Below are 16975 nucleotides of genomic sequence, written 5' to 3'. Positions count from 1 at the left end.
CTCGCCCGTTTTCTTCGTCCGAATCACGGCATAGCCGGGTACAGACGTGCAGACGCGAGACTGCGCGAGCTTCCAGACTACCTAAGATGATGCCCGGAGTCAACGATTGCGGAGAAATTCTGGAATGCCCTGCTAAACTAGTCGCTGCGCCAATGCTCACAAGCTCTCCCGCGGCTGAATCTTTCGCCGCGACCGAAAAGGAAGAACCCAGACCCGTGGATCAACAGACCAAAGCAGCTCTCAAGCAGGATAACTTCATCACCACCACCAGCCACGGCCTTGAGTGGGCCAAGGAAAACCGCAAGTCGGTGATCGTGACGGTTTCACTCCTGCTGGCCGTCATCATCATTCTTGTAGCTGTCGGCGTGATCTACACGCAGCGTTCCAACGCGGCGGAGACAGCCTTTGGTGAGGCGATGCAGGTGTACCAGGCGCCCGTGGCGATTGCTGGCCAGCCCGCGATGCCTGGCGTGAAGACCTATGCCAACGTGGCCGAGCGTGCCACGGCGGCGAACAAGCTGTTTGCGAACGTGGCCGACCACTACGGTATGACCAAGGACGGCAAGAATGCACGCTACTTCGCCGGCTTGACCGCTGCAGAGGCAGGCCAGACCCAAACGGCGGAGACGACGTTGAAGGCAGTCGCGGACGGCTTCGACAAGGATCTGGCGAACCTGGCGAAGCTTGCGCTGGCGGATCTTTACCGGCAGACCGGGCGCGATGGGCAGGCCGTCGACCTATACAACCAGCTTGCTGCGAAGCCGACGAACACGGTTCCGGCGGCTACGGCGCAGATCGCGCTGGCCGAGATGTACACGGCTGAGGGCAAGACCGAGCAGGCTCGCAAGATCTACGCGCAGTTGAAGGATAAGGACGCCAAGGGTGTCGGCGGCGTTCTGGCGGCACAGAAGTTGAATCCGGCTGCCGCGACTGGGCCTTCGCTTCAGCAGTAAAAGCGAATCACAGAGAACACGAGAGAACCACGAGACCACAGAGAGATCCTCTGTGGTCTCTCTTTTGCTCTGCGCACGCTGTGATTCGCTTCGGCTAGAAGCCGTGCTCTTCGTCATGCAGGTTCAGTGCGGTGGAGTTTGAGCTTACGTGTCTTTGGGCATTGAGTGGGTCGATGGGGGTGGGGGTGGATTGCTTCATGCGGAGGTCGGCGACCTTCTTCCAGGCGTCTCCGGCCTTGGGTTCGGCGATCCAGAGGGGCAGTGGCATGCAGAGGTAGTTGGAGAGGGCCAGGGCGTGGGGCTCGTACATGGCGCGGATGGCGGTGAGGCGGCGCATGGTGGCGGGGTCTCCGCAGAGGCGCATCTGCATCTCGCCCAGCGCATCGCAGAGCCGGTCGAAGACCTCGGCGGGGAGGCGCTCATCGGTGATCTCGGATTCCGGTGCCAGCTTGCCCTCCACATGGAAGACGTGGCCGAGATCGATGAGGGCGTGGCGGGCCATGGCGAAGGTGAGCTGTGCCTGGCGGGTGGTGGGGCCGTCGATGGTAGTGATCAAGAGGGCGCAGGCGTCGAGGATGGCGACGAGCGCGGAGAGCCAGCTCTGGTTGTCATGCTGGGAGCGGTAGTAACAGAGGATGGGGTAGGAGATGTGGGATTCAAGGATCTCGGCGGCCCAGCGCTCCCACTCTTCAAGCAGGGTAATGAGCTCTTCCTGGCCGCCTTCAAAGCCATGGCGCCGAAGAAGCTCGGTGGCGGTGGGGGGTGAGCCGGCCCGGCCGTCGAGCATGGCGACGGAGACCTCGCGGCGGGAGAAGGCCTGGTAGATGACGGGCAGGTATCCGATGACAAGCGCCACAAAGCCCAGGCCGGTGCCGGATTCGAGAACGACGACGACGCGTGCGAGATGGGTGAGGGGGATGACGTCGCCCATGCCGAGGGTGAAGAGGGTGGTGCCGCTGACGTAGAGGTCGTCCCGCAGGCGTGCGAGGTCTGTGGCGTGGGTGAGGAGGACAGCGTCATGGAAGGGGGTGCCGGCGGCGAAGTAGATGAGGGCGAAGCCGGTGATCAGGATGACGGCCCAGAGGCCGAGCAGCAGGATGAGGGAGACGGGCCCGTAGATGCTGTAGATCTGCTCGCGGACGCGGCGGTCGCGGACCCGGGCGGCAATCGCGGTAAGCGGCCCCCATGTGACGATGTAGAAGAGGCGCGTGATGCGGAAGCGGCCGGAGGGACGGCGCGGCAGGATGATGGTCTGGAAGGCGTCGAGTACGACGCCGTTACAGAAGAAGATTCCCAGAATGCAGGCGAGGACGTGCATGGGTCTACCTTACCTTGGGGGTGGCGCGGGTGTAAGGGTGACTGTCCCGTTTTGGTTTCGTCAAACCACTATGTTCCCGATGCGACATAACCGCCAAATGTTCACTTGACAGCGGAAACCTGGTGCATTTGGATAGGCGTACGAGGTTTTTTGTTGGAATCCAACCTGACTTCGCGAGAGACGGCCATGAAAATTCTGATCGTTGACGACGAACTTGTTGTAGCTCGCACGTTGAGCCTTATCTTCGAAAAGCATGGATTTGAAGTAACGACGGCGTACTCTGCCGGGGAGGCGCTGATCGCGGCGATGAGCCAGGTGCCGGACCTGGTGATCTGCGATATCGATATGCCGGGACGGGATGGGGTAGACCTGATGCTGGACCTGGGGCGCGAGCTTCCCGGGTGCCCGATTCTGGTATTGACGGGGCTGTATGGAAGCCTGGGGCGGGTGCAGGATACGGCCAAAGGGTTGCGGCAGAAGGTGCAGATCCTGACCAAGCCCTGCCAGCCGGCGGAGCTGCTGCGTGAGGCCGGAACGATGCTGAAGACAGCTTAGGACAGTTTAGGAACAGTGGGATGGCAGTGATGGGGTCGTGGAGAGGCAGTCGGTGCTGCTGCTCCACTGTCTAGCCACTTGGTGCTTCACTGCTTCGCCACTGTCCTTTGCGTTAGACTTTAGCGGATGCCTGTGGATGATCCGATTCCGAGCTTTTTGAGTTTGAGGGCGGGTAAGGGGAAGCCTCGGAAGGGTGCCGGGGCGGGCGCCAAATACAAAGCAAATCCTGAACAGCCGATGTTTGCGTTTGAGCCGGGGCCGGTGATTGTGCCGGAGCCCGTGAAGGCCCCCGTGGGACCTCGGGTGTATGCGCCGATTGTGTTGACTCCCCCTGAGCCTTCAGTTGTGGCCAAGGTGCGGGAGCCGATTCTTTACACGGTTCGGCAGCTTCTGAACGAGATTCGTCAGAGCGTGGAGCGGAGCTATGAGGGCACGCTGACGGTTGAAGGTGAGATTTCCAACTGCAGGCCTGCGGCCTCAGGGCATGTGTACCTCACGCTGAAGGATGGGGACGCCCAGCTTTCCGTGGTGATGTTCCGGCGGCAGGCCAGTTTGTTGGGGTTCAAGCCTAAGGACGGACTTTCGGTGGAGGTGCGCGGACGGATCTCAGTCTATGAGACGCGGGGACAACTCCAACTGATTGCGGAGACGATGCGCCCGCGTGGCGAAGGCGCGCTGCAACTGGCGTTCGAGCAGTTGAAGAAGCGGCTGGCGGCGGAGGGGCTGTTCGATGCGGCGCGGAAGAAGCCGCTGCCGCCGTTTCCGCATTGCGTGGGAATTGTGACCTCGGCGAACGGGGCTGCGCTAACCGATATCATCAACGTGGTTCGGCGGCGTCATGCGCGGCTGAATCTATTGGTCTACCCGGCGACGATGCAGGGGCCGCAATGCGCTCCCTCCGTGATGGCCGGCGTGCGGTGGTTCAATAAGCATCCGGATCGGGTGGATCTGATCCTGATTGCGCGGGGGGGCGGGTCGTTTGAGGACCTGGCGGGATTCAACGATGAGGCTCTGGCGCGGGTGATTGCGGAGTCTGAGCTGCCGGTGGTTTCTGCGATCGGGCATGAGATCGATACGACGATCGCGGACTTTGTTGCGGACCTGCGGGCACCTACGCCGAGCGCAGCGGCAGAGCTGATTACGGTCGCGCAACACAGGATTGGGGAGCGGATTTCGGCCCTGGAGGCTCGCGTGCAAAGGGCAGGGCGATACCACCTGATGCATGCGCGGCAGAGGCTCTTCCGGTTGAGCGCGGAGCAGGTGCTGGCGAGGCTGCGGGATTCGATCTCGTTGCGGCATCAGAAGGTCGATGAGTTGCAGTTTCGGATGGTAGCGGCGTTTGCCCGGGTTGAGCGTTTGCGGTCGGGCAGGGTGATTGCTTTGGAAGCGAGGCTGCGGCGGCAGGACCCTACGGTTCGGGTGGCGATGGCGAAGCGGCGGCTGGAGATTGCGGTGGCAAGGATGGACCGGGCGGGGAAGGATATGGTGGCGCGGCGCGGAGTTCGGCTGGAGCGTGCCAGCGCGCGGCTGGAGGCGCTTTCGCCGCTGGCGGTGCTGAATCGTGGCTATGCGATTGTGTATGGGGCGGACGGCGGCATCCTGCGGGATGCGGGTGAGGCTGGGGTGGAACAGGTTATTCGAGCACGGCTTGCGCGGGGAAGTGTGCGCGCTCGCATCACAGAGATTGAAACGACGGAGAAGGCTGGCAGATGAAGAAGTTTTTTGGGACGGATGGGATTCGCGGTGTGGCTGGACAGGCACCGCTTGATGCAACGACGGTTCACGCGGTGGGATTGGCATTGGCGAAGTCGCTGAAGGCTGTGACGGATGCACCGCGGGTGCTGCTGGGGATGGACACGCGGGAGTCCTGCGGGGAGATTGCGGCGACGCTGACGGCGGGGCTGGTGACGGGTGGTGCGACGGTGGAGAATGCGGGCGTGATCACGACGCCGGCGGTGGCGCACCTGACGCACGCGCATGGGTTCGCGGCGGGGGTGGTGATCTCGGCGTCGCACAATCCGTGGCAGGATAACGGGATCAAGCTGTTTGGGCCGGATGGCTACAAGCTGCCAGATGGGACGGAGATGGCGATCGAGGCTGAGATTGAGCGGCAGTTGGAGTCTCATACAGCCGCTCCAGTGGCGGCCGATGCGCCGGCTGTGAATGATGCGGATCGCGCGGAGTACATGCGATTTCTGCTGGCGGCTGTACCGGGATTGTCGCTGGATAACAAGCGGGTTGTGGTGGACTGCGCGAATGGCGCGGCAAGTTCGGTTGCGCCGCAGTTGTTTTCGGATTTGGGTGGCACTTGCCTGATCACCCATGCGAGCCCGGATGGGCGGAACATCAACCTGGGCTGCGGGGCGCTCCATCCTGAGGTTGTGGCGGCGGAGGTGGTGCGGCATCAGGCTTCGATTGGGATTACGTTCGATGGCGACGCGGATCGTGCGCTGTTTGCGGATGAGACGGGCAAGGTCGTGAATGGGGATGCGGTGCTGCTGCTTGCGGCTAGGGATCTGCATGCGCGTGGGGAGTTGAAGAACGCGACCGTGGTGGCGACGACGATGTCGAACATGGGGCTGGAAGCTGCGCTGGGGCGCTCCGGGATTGCGATGCTGCGGGCCCCGGTGGGGGATAAGTATGTGCTGGAACAGATGCTCGCGACGGGGGCTACGCTGGGCGGAGAGCAGAGCGGGCACATCATCTTTGCGGGTCGGTCGACCACGGGGGACGGGCTGCTGACGGCCTTGCTGGTCCTGGACGTAATCCATCGCTCGGGCAAGACGCTGGCGGAGCTGACGAGCGATCTGAAGACGTTTCCGCAGGTGATCGTGAATGTGAAGGTGCGGGAGAAGCGGCCGCTGGAGGAGATTGCCACGGTGGCCAACGCGATTGCGGAGGCTGAGGCTGCGCTCAAGGGGACGGGGCGGGTGGTGATCCGGTACTCGGGCACGGAGAAGCTGGCGCGGGTGATGATCGAGGCGGAGGATGAGGGGCAGATGCGGAAGCATGCGGATGCGATCGCTGGGGCGATTCAAGCGGAGTTGGGCATTTAGGCCCCGTGATCACTTCGTAACCCAAAAGGCGATACCATAGCTTGTTTGGGTTTGTGAGGTGGAATGAGCGAAGGGCGTTGGGTTCTTTTGATTGCGAGTGAGGTGGGTGGGACTGACTCTGTCTCCGACCGTGCCATGGAGCGGCTCGTCAGTGCGATTGGCGAGGAAGGCTATGAGGTGGTGCGTACCTCGACCCCTGAGGATGGGCTCTCGCTGATCACGTCAGACCCTTCGTACTCGTCGATCCTGCTGGACTGGGATCTCGAAGGCGACAACCAGTTCCAGGAACGCGAGGCGCTGCAGATTCTGCGCGCGGTGCGGCGGCGCAACAAGAAGATTCCGATCTTCCTCATCGCGGACCGGACGCTGGTCTCGGAGCTGCCGCTGGAGGTCGTGCGGCAGGTGCATGAGTACATCCACCTCTTTGGCGATACGCCGGCGTTCATCGCCAACCGCGTCGACTTTGCGGTCGAGCGCTATCACGAGACGTTGCTGCCCCCGTACTTCAAGGTCCTGAAGAAGTACACGGATGAAGGTGCGTATAGCTGGGACGCGCCGGGACACATGGGCGGCGTGGCTTTCCTGAAGCACCCCATCGGCATGGAGTTCCACAAGTTCTTCGGCGAAAACATCATGCGTTCGGACCTTGGGATTTCGACTGCTCCGCTGGGCTCGTGGCTGGATCACATTGGCCCTCCGGGCGAGAGTGAACGCAATGCCGCGCGTATCTTTGGCGCGGACTGGACGTTCTACGTGCTGGGTGGAAGCTCGAACTCCAACCAGATCATCGGGCACGGCGTGATCGCGCAGGACGATATCGTGCTGGCGGATGCGAACTGCCATAAGTCCATCTGCCACTCGCTGACGGTGACGGGCGCGCGACCGGTATACTTCAAGCCGACGCGCAATGGCTACGGGATGATCGGGCTGGTGCCGCTGAAGCGCTTCAGCCCGGAGAACGTGAAGTCGCTGATCGATAAGAGCCCTTTTACGCCGGGTGCGCCTTCCAAGGAACCGACCTACGCGGTCGTAACAAACTCAACCTACGACGGGCTTTGCTATGACGTGAACCGCGTGGTGCAGGAGCTTTCAAAGTCCGTGCCTCGCGTTCATTTTGACGAGGCCTGGTATGCCTACGCGAAGTTCCATCCCATCTATCGCGGGCGTTTTGCGATGGATGTGCCGGACGACATGCCGGACCGGCCTGCAATCTTTTCCGTGCAGTCCACGCACAAGATGCTGGCGGCATTCTCCATGGGCTCGATGGTGCATGTGAAGCTGAGCCAGAGGGCTCCGCTAGACTTCGACCAGTTCAACGAATCCTTCATGATGCATGGCACCACGTCTCCCTTCTATCCGCTGATTGCCTCGCTGGACGTGGCTGCGGCAATGATGGACGAGCCTGCCGGCCCCACGTTGATGGACGAGACGATTCAGGATGCGATCAGCTTCCGCAAGGCGATGAGCTCGATTGCCCACCGCCTGCGGCTTGCGGAATCGAACGGCGACGGATGGTTCTTCCGGCTGTATCAGCCTGAGGTTGTGATTGACCCGCGGACGGATGAGTCGTTCGTGTTTGAGGAGGCACCGGACTCCTTGCTGGGAACTGCATCCTCCTGCTGGACGCTGAAGCCGGGCGAGGACTGGCACGGCTATCAGGACGAGGACATCGCAGACGACTACTGCATGCTGGACCCGACTAAGGTGACGATTCTGACGCCGGGTGTGAATCCACAGGGCAAGATCTCCGAGTGGGGCATTCCTGCGTCGATCCTGGTGGAGTTTCTGGACAGCCGCCGCGTTGAAATTGCGCGGGTCGGCGACTACACGGTGCTGGTCCTGTTCTCGGTGGGTACGTCGAAGGGCAAGTGGGGCTCGCTGCTTGAGAATCTGTTCGAGTTCAAGCGGCTCTACGACTCTGAGGCGCCTCTCGAAGAGGCATTACCGGAGTTGGTCTCGAAGTATCCCGCGCGATACCGCAATGTGAGCCTGAAAGAGCTTTCAGACGAGATGCACTCCGTGATGGGGGATCTCGATCTGGCTGGCCTGGTGAACGCTGCGTGCGATGAGGACTTCGATCCCGTGCTGACGCCAGCGCAGACCTACCAGAAGCTGGTGAAGAATCAGACCGAGCGCATTCGCTTCAACGAGATGGCCGGCCGTCTGGCGGCTGTGATGCTGGTGCCGTATCCGCCGGGCATTCCAATGTCCATGCCGGGTGAGCGTCTGGGCAGTTCAGAGAGCCCGGTCATCAAGCTCATCCTGGCGATGGAGGAGTTCGGCAAGCGGTTCCCGGGCTTTGAGCGCGAGGTTCATGGCATTGAGGTCGACAGCGACGGCAACTACTGGATGCGCGCCGTCATTGAGGGTGCGGAAGGCAAGCCAAAGAAGCGCAAGGGCAAGAAGGCTCCGCCGAGCAACGCGCCTCCGGTTCACAAGCAGCGTTTGAAGTCCAAGCCGATCCGCCGCTCCGGCGAATAAGCCGGGGTCAACGCTTGGTTGGGAGCGGTGGCGGGACGATGGGTTGGTCCGTGCCCACGCCGGGAGGTAACGCATAGTAGCCTTGCCGCGTGCGCGCGGTGAGGCTGGTGTCCGGGACCTTAACCTGCAGCCCGTGGTACTCGATCTTGTCTTCCCCAGGCGCGGGGGTGAAGGAGAGTTCGTAGTAGACATCGGCATCACGCACATCGCGCCGGATCATGGCGGCGACATCGCTGTTCAGCATGTCCACGAGACCTCCGCTCTGGGTGGCGATGACCTGAAGCCCGAGGTCCCCGAGGTCGACGTGATTTGGCGCGGTGACGCCCTTCAAAAACTCCTGGTAGTAAAAGGCGCGGCCCACATCCTCACCAACGCCCACCGGATTCAGGTTATAGAGTGTGACGCCGGCCTGGCGAAGCTCGGTGGAGGTCTGGACGACGGAGCGAAAGAGGGCTGTCCGCTGCTTGGAGGACAGGTCGACGGCGGGGCCGGAAAGCAGGGGCCAGCCCGGTGAGATCCACAATACAAGTTTGCGGCCGGGCACGGTTTTCTCATGCTGGATCAGCAAGTTCAAAGAGCGCAGCGAATCGTCCAGCCGCTCCTCCGCGCCATAGAAGCCGCTGTTACGTCGAATCTCACGTAGGCCGATTACGGACTGCTCCAGTGACTCGTTGAGCGATTTACCGTCAGTGGAATAGCCCTGCTGCATCTGGATGCCGGTATCCGTCATGATCGCCAGGGCCGTTGGATGGGCGAGCCGTCCGCCGTCCGCCAGAAGGTACTTCCCAATCTCCTGGCGCTCATAGGACACCGTGGAGAAGCGGGCGTTTACAGAATCAATGACGAGGATCACCTGCAGATTGGTAGCCCCTCCTTTCACCTCGCGGAAGGATTTAATCTCCTCCGAGCGTCCGTTATCGAGCAGCGTGAAGGCAGACTGAGGCAAGCCGGCCACCGGAACGCCGGACTTCGGCGCGACCACGACGTCCAGCGTCATCAACCTGGAAGGCGCAGGTGCGGAGGACACGGCAGGTGCGGGTGTGAGTTGCTGCGAGAAGGCGGAGACCGTCAGCGTGGCAGTGAGAAAGGCGGCGGCAAACAGAGGAGAGGTGCGCGACATTGGAGACTCCAGGGCGTCGTGGACGGGGTGGCGGAGGTGTCAGATTCCGCTCTCCGCCGACGCTATGAAATAAGATGCTATTCCGCCTTGCATATCTTCGTCGATTGCACGTCTCCTTGCCGCCACCCTGCCAGTCGTCTAATCTAAATTCATGTATGAAGACTTCACGGTAACTGACCGCTGGACCTCCGAGCCGCTCCACTGTACGTGGAAGGGAACGGTCGTCGCCATCGCCACGCGCCATGCCGACGCGACCGATATCCGCTTTGCCGTCAACGGACGTGCCTGCTGGATTGCGATGCCGAACATTGCATGGGTGGAGATGAAGAAGTCCACCGGCTTCGTCATTACCGATTACCTGGCCGCGCAAGCTGCGGGCAGATATCTGAAGACCTGCATCGAGAACGGTTACGACAACGGCCGTGAGATGTACACGATGACGGTGGAAGAGGTAATGGAACACGCCAACGCCGTCGTGCATGAGGCGGGCAGCACGGATAAGCTCCCATCGCTGCCGGTGATCAGTGACGACATCAAGCCCGAGCAGTTCCTGGGCGAACTCCCCGGAGATCCCGGAAGTGCGGCCTACTTTGGCGCTGCGCAGCCTAATGAAAACGACCGCGTCAAACTGTAGGCACGCATGACCATCTCTCGCAGACGATTTTTAGCAGCAACGACCTCCGTCGCAGCCGCCGCGTATGCATGCGGTCTGCCGGGAGAGTGTACGGCCCAGACGAACTTCTTTCCCAAGCGCCACAAGCCCGTCCCGCCCGCTCCGTCCTTTGTCTACTTTGGGACGGATACCGCAAAGCCCGGTGCGCAGGGAATCTATCTCTCCCGGTTTGACCCTGCTACGGGCAAGTTGACCAGCCCTACCGTCGCCGCTGCGAGCTTTCGGCCGGCGTTCTTCGCCCTGGGTCTGGGCCACGGAAAGCGCGTCCTGCATGTGTGCAATGAAGGCGACGAGCATAGCTCCGCCATCTCGTCTTTATTGATTGACCCGGCGACAGGCGCACTGCATCCGCTGGGGAAGGTCTTGTCCGGCAGCATGGGACCGTGTTATCTCTCACTTGATGCGGATGGCCAGTCGGCGTACTCGGCCAGCTACTCGGGCTCCGGCGTGGCGACGTACCTGGTTGAACCGGATGGCAGCCTCTCGCAGCCGGTGGAACGGCTGGACTTCAAAGATGCAAAGTTCGGTCAGCATGGTCCGAACGCAGACCGGCAGCAGGCATCCCACCCGCACTCGGCTAGGCTTTCGCCCGATAACCGCTTTTTGATCGTGAACGATCTGGGCAACGACAGCATCGTGACCTTCCCGGTTGACGTTACGACCGCACGGCTGGGCGCACCTCATGTAAACGAGCGTCGTGCTGGTTCCGGGCCTCGGCATATTGCGTTTCATCCGAATGGACGCTGGGTCTATTCGGTGAATGAACTCGATAACCGGATAGACCAACTGTTGTGGAGTGGTATGCGCGGTGATCATGCCCACGGCGTAGAACCGCAGGCTCTGTTGACGGACGCGGGCCACTCCATCAGCACGGTTGACCCGGGCTTCCATGGCACAAACACCGCGGCAGAGGTGGAGATCAGCGCCAGCGGATCCTACCTGTACGTAAGCAACCGCGGGGAGAACTCGCTGGTGGTCTTCGCGATCGATCAGGGGAATGGAATGTTGAAGGTGTTGCAGAGAATCTCCTGCGGTGGCAAGACTCCACGGCAGTTCACCTTCGATCCCACGGGCAAATGGCTGCTGTGCGGCAACCAGGATTCGGATTCAGTGACAGTCTTCGCCTGCAATCAGGGCAACGGCGGCCTGACCGGACCGGTGCAGACGCTGACCGTGCCTTCACCCATGATGACGCTCTTCGCATAACGGTAAGACCGCAGCAAAAAGCCCACACCCTGGATGCAGGCGTGGGCTTTTTGCTGTCTGAGAACTAGCTTTTCAGGGTGGCCAGATCGATCACAAAGCGGTACTTCACATCGCTCTTCACGACCCGCTCATACGCTTCATCCAGCTTGTCGACCGACGTGAGTTCGATGTCGGAGACGATGTCATGCTCGGCGCAGTAGTCGAGCATCTCCTGCGTCTCGGTCATGCCGCCGATCATGGAGCCCGCAAGACTGCGGCGATTGGTTACGGTTGAAAAGGCGCTGATGGAGAGCGGTTCCTCAGGCAGGCCGACGAGACAGAGCGTGCCGTTGAGCCGCAACAGGCCGAGGTACGTATTCATGTCATGAGGTGCTGAGACGCAGTCGAGGATAAAGTCGAAGCTGCTCTTCTGCTTCGCCATGGCGTCGGCGTCCTTGGAGATGACGACCTCGTCCGCACCTAGGCGCTTGGCATCCGCTTCCTTGCCCGCAGAGGTAGTAAAGAGCGTCACATGCGCGCCAAAGGAGTGCGCGAACTTCAGTCCCATGTGGCCCAGTCCGCCCAGACCGACGATGCCGACCTTCATCCCGGGACCCACCTTCCAGTGGCGCAGCGGGCTGTAGGTCGTGATGCCCGCGCACAGCAAAGGAGCAACCGCGGCCAGCTTCGCCTCAAGCTTCGGCGAGATGGAGAAGACATACCGCTCGTCCACGACGATGTTGTTGGCGTAGCCGCCGAAGACAAGCTTTCCGTCATAGCCCTTGGCGTTGTAAGTGCCGACAAAGCCCTTCTCGCAATACGCCTCTTCGGACGCCTTACAGTTGGCGCAGACCTTGCAGGAGTCCACCATGACGCCCACGCCCGCGAGATCGCCAACCTTGAACTTCGTCACGTCCGCGCCCACGGCAGTGACATGCCCGACGATCTCGTGGCCTGGAACCATCGGGTACATGGACCCACCCCACTCATCCCGCACCTGGTGAATGTCAGAGTGGCAGATTCCGCAGTAGGCGATCTCCACGACCACATCGGCTGGGCCCGGGTCGCGGCGGGTGAAGTCAAAGCGTTCTAAGGGCGCGGCCACATTTTGGGCGGCGTATCCAACTGATTGAGTCATGATGATCTCCTTGAGGCAAGACGGCTGATGTATGCAGGGCTACTCGTCGTAGTGCAGCAGGCTGAAGACGTCATACTCCTGGAACTTGGCGCGGCCCTTCAGGAAGTCGAGTTCAATCGCAAAGCCAATACCCGCAATCTCGCCGCCAAGCTGACGCACGAGCTTCACCGTCGCCTGCATGGTGCCGCCGGTTGCAAGCAGGTCGTCGACGATCACGACGCGCTGGCCGGGCTCGATCGCATCCAGGTGTATCTCCAGCGCATCCGACCCATACTCCAGGTCATAGGTGACCTTGGCGGTTGGCGCGGGGAGCTTCTTGGGCTTCCGCACGGGCACAAAGCCCGCGTTGAGGCGATACGCCAGCGCGGGTCCAAAGATGAAGCCGCGAGCCTCAATGCCGAGCACGAGGTCGATCTCCTTGTCGATGTAGTATGCGGCAAAGGCATCAATCAACTGCGCCATGCCTGCCTTGTTCTTCAACAGGGTGGTGATGTCGTAAAAGAGGATTCCCGGCTTGGGGAAGTCAGGGACCGTGCGGATCAGTTCCTTCAGCGGTTCACAGTTCACAATCGTGCTCATCGTTTTTACCAGGCTCCTTCAATCTCGAATGGTCCAAGCGCCGTGCCTTCTTCGTCGGTCAGCGCATGCTCGATCACGGCGTCCACACGGCTTCCGCGCGAACCCTTGTGCAGCACAGCGTTCAGCTCTGCGATCGATTCCGCATCGCCTGCAACGACGATTTCTACATGGCCTGCGTCCGTGTTCTTGACCCAGCCGCGCAGCCCAAGCTCAGCGGCTTCGCGATGGACGAACCAGCGAAAGCCTACGCCCTGCACACGGCCCTTGACCAGGTAATGACGGACGCACTCTGCTTGTTCCATTGTCTTCAGTGTCGCATCGCTGTTTGTGGGAGAGCAAATTGAGAGTTAAGCGGCAAGGGCAGAGTCGAAGCCGACTCTGCCCTCGTCACAAATGCGAAATGCTTACGCGCGGCTCATGTAAGCGCCTTCAGCAGTATCCACGCGGATCTTCTCGCCTTCGTTGATGAACGGAGGAACCTGCACTACGAGACCAGTCTCGGTCGTTGCGGGCTTGGTCACGGAAGACGCTGTAGCCGACTTGATGCCCGGCTCCGTCTGCAGCACGGTCATGATGACTGCCGTGGGGAGTTCAATGCCGACGGCCTTGCCGTCATGGAAGCTGACGCTGATGGAGAGGTTCGGGGTTAGGTAGTCGACCGCGTCGCCCAGCGTCTCGCGCTTCAGCATCGTCTGCTCGAAGCTGTCGTCCATGAAGTAGTAGTCTTCGCCGTCGGAGTAGAGGAATTCCATCTTGATCTCGTCCACGTAGACGCGGTCGATGGGGTCAGGCGAACGGAAGCGCTCAGTGAACATGGCGCCGGTGCGGACGTTGCGAAGCTTGGCCTGGATGAAGGCGCGCAGGTTGCCGGGAGTGCGGTGTTCCACCGAGAAGACCAGGTGCAGGTCGCTGTTGTACTTGATGATCATGCCCGGACGCATCTGGGTAGCGGGAATCGACATATAAAAAAATCCTTTGAGCAGAAGCTTTTTGCAAAGAAGTGGCGGCTAAGTTCAGATCGACGGCGGCCAGTCCGCAACCCTACGATTGTAGCGCAGTGACGCGGGTCTCGGCTTGCATGAGCCCGTCGCCGCCAAGCCTCAGCGAACGAAGATTCGCTTGAAGAAGCTCCCAATCGAGTGCATCACGCCGTGTCCTTCGACCTTCGGCGGAGGCGGAGGATTGAGCGCCGGAGCTGTCGCCAGGGTCACCTCCGGGGGCACAGTCCCTGTCGCGGCAGGCGCGGGCTTCTGATCGGCGGCGGGGTCATAGCTCAACGTCGTCGCCACCTGCACATGGGTCGTCTTAGGGTCTTCCGGGGGCAGGGGACTGGGCGGCGCAAGCCCTTCGCTCACCGCGGCAGGGAAGGGATGCTCTTTGGCCGCTTGCTTCGCGGTCACGGGCTTGCTGGAGCCACGCCGGACAGCCGCCTCCGCAAGCGAGATCTCCTCATGGCCCACCGGAGGACAGCCACACGGTGTCGATTCGCGATCATTGACCTCCTTCAGGCTGCCATGCTCGAACATGACATGCTGCCCGGCTTTGAGCTGGTAGGAGCTTTCGCCGAAGGAGTCCGAAATATTCAGCGTAGGTGCCTTCTTGCCGCGATTTTCCACGCAGGTATCGCCATTGGAGGTGGTGCGGATGGCAAGATCCAACGCCTCGCCTTTCCCTTTACTGCTCGCGCTGGTGAAGCGCAGATCCGGCGTGACCAGCGCATCGCCGGGCAGCATCGGCATGCGAACCTCCATGGCGCCGCGGTCCAGCGCCAGCAGAACCTGCGGGCTCCAGTCGCGCACCAGCGCATCCGCCGGGCCCATCTGCGACTCCGTCAGCTTCAGCACGCTGGTCTGGCAGACCAGGATGGAGCCGCCCCGATCAAGCGTCACATGCGCCGGCCGGTCGAGCGCGGTGATCACGCTCGCTGTGCCCAGGATGTTCTTGCCGCCTGTGACCATCAGGATTCCCGTGGCGTTTGCCTCGCCCAGCGGCACGCTTCCCGCCACGCGAGGCTGCGTCCAGGCCTGAGCGTCGGCCTTCATCGTGCCCAAAGCTCCGCATCCCACCGCAAGCAAGATCCAACCGCTCTTCATCGCCACCGCACCTCTACATCTTCAGAAAGTTCTCAATCATCTGCTTGCCGTGGCTGGTCAAAACGCTCTCGGGATGGAACTGGACGCCTTCGATGGGCAGCGTCTTATGCCGCAGCGCCATGATGGTCTGCCCGCCATCCTCTTCCACCGCCTCCGGTGAAGCTTTCCCGTAGGTACGCGCCGAAACCTCCAGCACATCCGGAAAGCCCTCCTCCGCGACGATCAGCGAGTGATACCGCGTGCAGGTCATCGTCGAGGGGATTCCGGCGAAGATGGTCCTGCCGTCATGCTCCACCTCGCTCGTCTTGCCGTGCATCAGTTTCTTCGCGCGAACGACGTTGCCGCCAAACGCCGCGCCGATGGCCTGATGGCCCAGGCAGACACCCAGGATCGGCACGCGTCGGCCACCCGCCTCCTGCAACGCAGCAAAGTGCTTCAGCAGCGGAATGCTCACGCCTGCCTCCTCTGGCGTGCAGGGCCCGGGCGAGATGAGAATGCGCTCAGGGTTCAGCGCCTCAATCTCTTCCGGCGTCAGCTCGTCATTGCGCCGGATCACCATCTCCGCGCCAAGCTCGCCCATGTACTGCACCAGGTTGTAAGTAAAGGAGTCGTAGTTGTCCAGGACGAAGACCATGGCATGATTTTACGCCTGCGGCAACAGCAGGCCGCATTGCAGACTCTTACAAGGCAGAGGTACTGCAATGATGTTCATGACGCCTACCCGCTGGAAGCACTTCGCTGCAATGACCCTGATCGGAGACGGCGTCATGGCGCTGATCCATCCGCAGAAGGACGCGCTCGCCTGGAAGAAGGGGCCAAAGCCATGGCAGAGACTGATGGGCGAACTGCATGAGCGCCCAGGGCTGACGAGGGTGATTGGCGCGGCACAGATTGCCGGTGGGATCTGGTGGGCGCTTCGGCAGGAGCGGGAGGATTAGCCCGCTACTTCCATCTCGGCCTGTAATCGATCTATAACCTGGTTCAGCTGATGGGAGAAGTAAAAGGTAGTCAATCGCAAGCGGCCCACGTTTTGTCGAAACTCCTCTGCTGGCCTTAGGCTGAGGCGCGATACTTCGTAGATTACGCCGAGCGTGCCGGTTACGGACGCATTGATGTATTTGGGTGCTGCCTTACGCGCCGCCTGATCGTCAATGAGTAGAAAATCTGCCTCAAGCTTTATCGCTAATTTGAGGGCTTCACTCTCTCCGAGATCCAAGGTTGGAATCTTTGGCGTCCTATCAGCCGCGTCGACAATGTGGAACCAGAAAGGCGGCTTTGCCAGCCATAGCTTCACGCTGGAGGGCGTAATGGGTTGACTCAATTCGTTCAACACTGCACCGGGAACATAAAGTTCGCCATACTGAGCTGGGATTTGCGCAATGAGATCAATCTCGATGAGATAGCGCAGCGGGCCGGCATCAGCAACGACGATCATGCAGTCTGTTTTTGCTTCAAACGCGCCAGATTCAGCGTCGCAATGTCATCCAATAAATCCTGTCCGCTATAAGAGCCATGCTCTATTCCTCTTTCTTTCAGGAACATATCAAGCTCATACTGGGTTGCGAATCCAAGACGACTCTGCAATTCGTGACGAGAGAGGGTGTCGCGGCAGTAAGCCCCAACAGCGGCATCTTCCAGCAGTCTGCGCGGAAGATCGTGTCCGTTCTCAGAGATTTGAGCCGCAAAATCATCAGGAATCTCAAGAGTGATCTGCATGCTGAAATCCTACACCTGCCCGCAAATATTTCCGAAGGTGGGACTTGGAGACTAGAGGGCTCTTCCAGCCTCGCCTCTCCACCGCATGAGGTTCCGCGACCTTTGAAG

At 61.0% G+C, this 16975-nt stretch carries 18 protein-coding genes; 8 read left to right on the top strand and 10 right to left on the bottom strand.

What is annotated here, in order from left to right; all coding sequences use genetic code 11:
* Positions 1-215: 215 nt before the first annotated feature.
* Positions 216-953 (top strand): tetratricopeptide repeat protein, encoded by a 738-nt coding sequence (locus tag ACIX9_RS15235; protein WP_041597846.1) that lies wholly within the window; start codon positions 216-218, stop codon positions 951-953.
* A gap of 94 nt (positions 954-1047) precedes the next feature.
* Here ACIX9_RS15235 and ACIX9_RS15230 read toward each other — a convergent pair whose 3' ends face one another.
* Positions 1048-2271 (bottom strand): potassium channel family protein, encoded by a 1224-nt coding sequence (locus ACIX9_RS15230; protein ID WP_013581387.1) that lies wholly within the window; start codon positions 2269-2271, stop codon positions 1048-1050.
* Between the two features lie 186 nt (positions 2272-2457).
* Here ACIX9_RS15230 and ACIX9_RS15225 point away from each other — a divergent pair, with 186 nt between their 5' ends.
* From ACIX9_RS15225 to ACIX9_RS15210, 4 genes are all read left to right on the top strand, one after another.
* The gene (locus tag ACIX9_RS15225) at positions 2458-2826 is read left to right on the top strand and encodes a response regulator (protein WP_013581386.1); all 369 of its coding nucleotides are present in this window, start codon (positions 2458-2460) and stop codon (positions 2824-2826) included.
* Positions 2827-2952: 126 nt separating this feature from the next.
* A complete protein-coding gene (gene xseA, locus ACIX9_RS15220) occupies positions 2953-4539 on the top strand; it encodes an exodeoxyribonuclease VII large subunit (RefSeq protein WP_013581385.1) in 1587 nt (528 codons plus the stop codon).
* On the top strand, positions 4536-5882 hold the full coding sequence (gene glmM / locus ACIX9_RS15215; protein WP_013581384.1) for a phosphoglucosamine mutase: 1347 nt from the start codon (positions 4536-4538) through the stop codon (positions 5880-5882). The genes xseA and glmM overlap by 4 nt, the downstream gene beginning before the upstream one ends.
* A gap of 63 nt (positions 5883-5945) precedes the next feature.
* Positions 5946-8363 (top strand): Orn/Lys/Arg family decarboxylase, encoded by a 2418-nt coding sequence (locus ACIX9_RS15210; RefSeq protein WP_013581383.1) that lies wholly within the window; start codon positions 5946-5948, stop codon positions 8361-8363.
* 7 nt (positions 8364-8370) lie between these two features.
* Here ACIX9_RS15210 and ACIX9_RS15205 read toward each other — a convergent pair whose 3' ends face one another.
* Positions 8371-9483: a VWA domain-containing protein gene (locus tag ACIX9_RS15205; RefSeq protein ID WP_013581382.1), complete on the bottom strand. Its 1113-nt coding sequence runs from the start codon at positions 9481-9483 to the stop codon at positions 8371-8373.
* A gap of 151 nt (positions 9484-9634) precedes the next feature.
* Between ACIX9_RS15205 and ACIX9_RS15200 the strand changes: the two genes are divergently transcribed.
* Both ACIX9_RS15200 and ACIX9_RS15195 read left to right on the top strand, forming a co-directional pair.
* On the top strand, positions 9635-10117 hold the full coding sequence (locus tag ACIX9_RS15200; RefSeq protein ID WP_013581381.1) for a hypothetical protein: 483 nt from the start codon (positions 9635-9637) through the stop codon (positions 10115-10117).
* Positions 10118-10123: 6 nt separating this feature from the next.
* Positions 10124-11362 carry a lactonase family protein gene (locus ACIX9_RS15195; protein ID WP_013581380.1) on the top strand — a complete coding sequence of 413 codons (1239 nt, stop codon included), beginning with the start codon at positions 10124-10126 and terminating at the stop codon, positions 11360-11362.
* A 64-nt stretch (positions 11363-11426) separates the two neighbouring features.
* On the opposite strand, the gene ACIX9_RS15190 is transcribed toward ACIX9_RS15195, so the two are convergent.
* The 6 genes from ACIX9_RS15190 to ACIX9_RS15165 form a co-directional block, all read right to left on the bottom strand.
* On the bottom strand, positions 11427-12479 hold the full coding sequence (locus tag ACIX9_RS15190; RefSeq protein WP_013581379.1) for an NAD(P)-dependent alcohol dehydrogenase: 1053 nt from the start codon (positions 12477-12479) through the stop codon (positions 11427-11429).
* Between the two features lie 39 nt (positions 12480-12518).
* The gene (locus ACIX9_RS15185; RefSeq protein ID WP_013581378.1) at positions 12519-13058 is read right to left on the bottom strand and encodes an adenine phosphoribosyltransferase; all 540 of its coding nucleotides are present in this window, start codon (positions 13056-13058) and stop codon (positions 12519-12521) included.
* A 5-nt stretch (positions 13059-13063) separates the two neighbouring features.
* A complete protein-coding gene (locus ACIX9_RS15180) occupies positions 13064-13360 on the bottom strand; it encodes an acylphosphatase (protein WP_013581377.1) in 297 nt (98 codons plus the stop codon).
* Positions 13361-13462: 102 nt separating this feature from the next.
* Positions 13463-14020 (bottom strand): elongation factor P, encoded by a 558-nt coding sequence (efp, locus tag ACIX9_RS15175; RefSeq protein ID WP_013581376.1) that lies wholly within the window; start codon positions 14018-14020, stop codon positions 13463-13465.
* A 138-nt stretch (positions 14021-14158) separates the two neighbouring features.
* On the bottom strand, positions 14159-15151 hold the full coding sequence (locus ACIX9_RS15170; protein WP_013581375.1) for a hypothetical protein: 993 nt from the start codon (positions 15149-15151) through the stop codon (positions 14159-14161).
* Between the two features lie 13 nt (positions 15152-15164).
* Positions 15165-15785, bottom strand: coding sequence for an anthranilate synthase component II (locus ACIX9_RS15165; RefSeq protein WP_013581374.1), 621 nt, complete (start codon positions 15783-15785; stop codon positions 15165-15167).
* A 67-nt stretch (positions 15786-15852) separates the two neighbouring features.
* Between ACIX9_RS15165 and ACIX9_RS15160 the strand changes: the two genes are divergently transcribed.
* Positions 15853-16089, top strand: coding sequence for a hypothetical protein (locus ACIX9_RS15160; RefSeq protein ID WP_013581373.1), 237 nt, complete (start codon positions 15853-15855; stop codon positions 16087-16089).
* On the opposite strand, the gene ACIX9_RS15155 is transcribed toward ACIX9_RS15160, so the two are convergent.
* Positions 16086-16586 carry a hypothetical protein gene (locus ACIX9_RS15155; protein WP_013581372.1) on the bottom strand — a complete coding sequence of 167 codons (501 nt, stop codon included), beginning with the start codon at positions 16584-16586 and terminating at the stop codon, positions 16086-16088. The genes ACIX9_RS15160 and ACIX9_RS15155 overlap by 4 nt on opposite strands.
* The gene (locus ACIX9_RS15150; RefSeq protein ID WP_013581371.1) at positions 16583-16867 is read right to left on the bottom strand and encodes a UPF0175 family protein; all 285 of its coding nucleotides are present in this window, start codon (positions 16865-16867) and stop codon (positions 16583-16585) included. The genes ACIX9_RS15155 and ACIX9_RS15150 overlap by 4 nt, the downstream gene beginning before the upstream one ends.
* Positions 16868-16975: the final 108 nt, after the last annotated feature.

This window comes from Granulicella tundricola MP5ACTX9 (assembly GCF_000178975.2).
Taxonomy (GTDB): Bacteria; Acidobacteriota; Terriglobia; order Terriglobales; family Acidobacteriaceae; genus Edaphobacter; species Edaphobacter tundricola.
The sequence above is the reverse complement of the archived record's forward strand: the minus strand, read 5'-3'. Positions and strand labels throughout refer to the sequence as shown.

Coding starts and splice junctions, on each gene's coding strand:
- ACIX9_RS15230 (WP_013581387.1), bottom strand. CDS start 2,271: ATGCACGTCCTCGCCTGCATTCTGGGAATCTTCTTCTGTAACGGCGTC.
- ACIX9_RS15225 (WP_013581386.1), top strand. CDS start 2,458: ATGAAAATTCTGATCGTTGACGACGAACTTGTTGTAGCTCGCACGTTG.
- xseA (WP_013581385.1), top strand. CDS start 2,953: ATGCCTGTGGATGATCCGATTCCGAGCTTTTTGAGTTTGAGGGCGGGT.
- glmM (WP_013581384.1), top strand. CDS start 4,536: ATGAAGAAGTTTTTTGGGACGGATGGGATTCGCGGTGTGGCTGGACAG.
- ACIX9_RS15210 (WP_013581383.1), top strand. CDS start 5,946: ATGAGCGAAGGGCGTTGGGTTCTTTTGATTGCGAGTGAGGTGGGTGGG.
- ACIX9_RS15205 (WP_013581382.1), bottom strand. CDS start 9,483: ATGTCGCGCACCTCTCCTCTGTTTGCCGCCGCCTTTCTCACTGCCACG.
- ACIX9_RS15200 (WP_013581381.1), top strand. CDS start 9,635: ATGTATGAAGACTTCACGGTAACTGACCGCTGGACCTCCGAGCCGCTC.
- ACIX9_RS15195 (WP_013581380.1), top strand. CDS start 10,124: ATGACCATCTCTCGCAGACGATTTTTAGCAGCAACGACCTCCGTCGCA.
- ACIX9_RS15190 (WP_013581379.1), bottom strand. CDS start 12,479: ATGACTCAATCAGTTGGATACGCCGCCCAAAATGTGGCCGCGCCCTTA.
- ACIX9_RS15185 (WP_013581378.1), bottom strand. CDS start 13,058: ATGAGCACGATTGTGAACTGTGAACCGCTGAAGGAACTGATCCGCACG.
- ACIX9_RS15180 (WP_013581377.1), bottom strand. CDS start 13,360: ATGGAACAAGCAGAGTGCGTCCGTCATTACCTGGTCAAGGGCCGTGTG.
- efp (WP_013581376.1), bottom strand. CDS start 14,020: ATGTCGATTCCCGCTACCCAGATGCGTCCGGGCATGATCATCAAGTAC.
- ACIX9_RS15170 (WP_013581375.1), bottom strand. CDS start 15,151: ATGAAGAGCGGTTGGATCTTGCTTGCGGTGGGATGCGGAGCTTTGGGC.
- ACIX9_RS15165 (WP_013581374.1), bottom strand. CDS start 15,785: ATGGTCTTCGTCCTGGACAACTACGACTCCTTTACTTACAACCTGGTG.
- ACIX9_RS15160 (WP_013581373.1), top strand. CDS start 15,853: ATGATGTTCATGACGCCTACCCGCTGGAAGCACTTCGCTGCAATGACC.
- ACIX9_RS15155 (WP_013581372.1), bottom strand. CDS start 16,586: ATGATCGTCGTTGCTGATGCCGGCCCGCTGCGCTATCTCATCGAGATT.
- ACIX9_RS15150 (WP_013581371.1), bottom strand. CDS start 16,867: ATGCAGATCACTCTTGAGATTCCTGATGATTTTGCGGCTCAAATCTCT.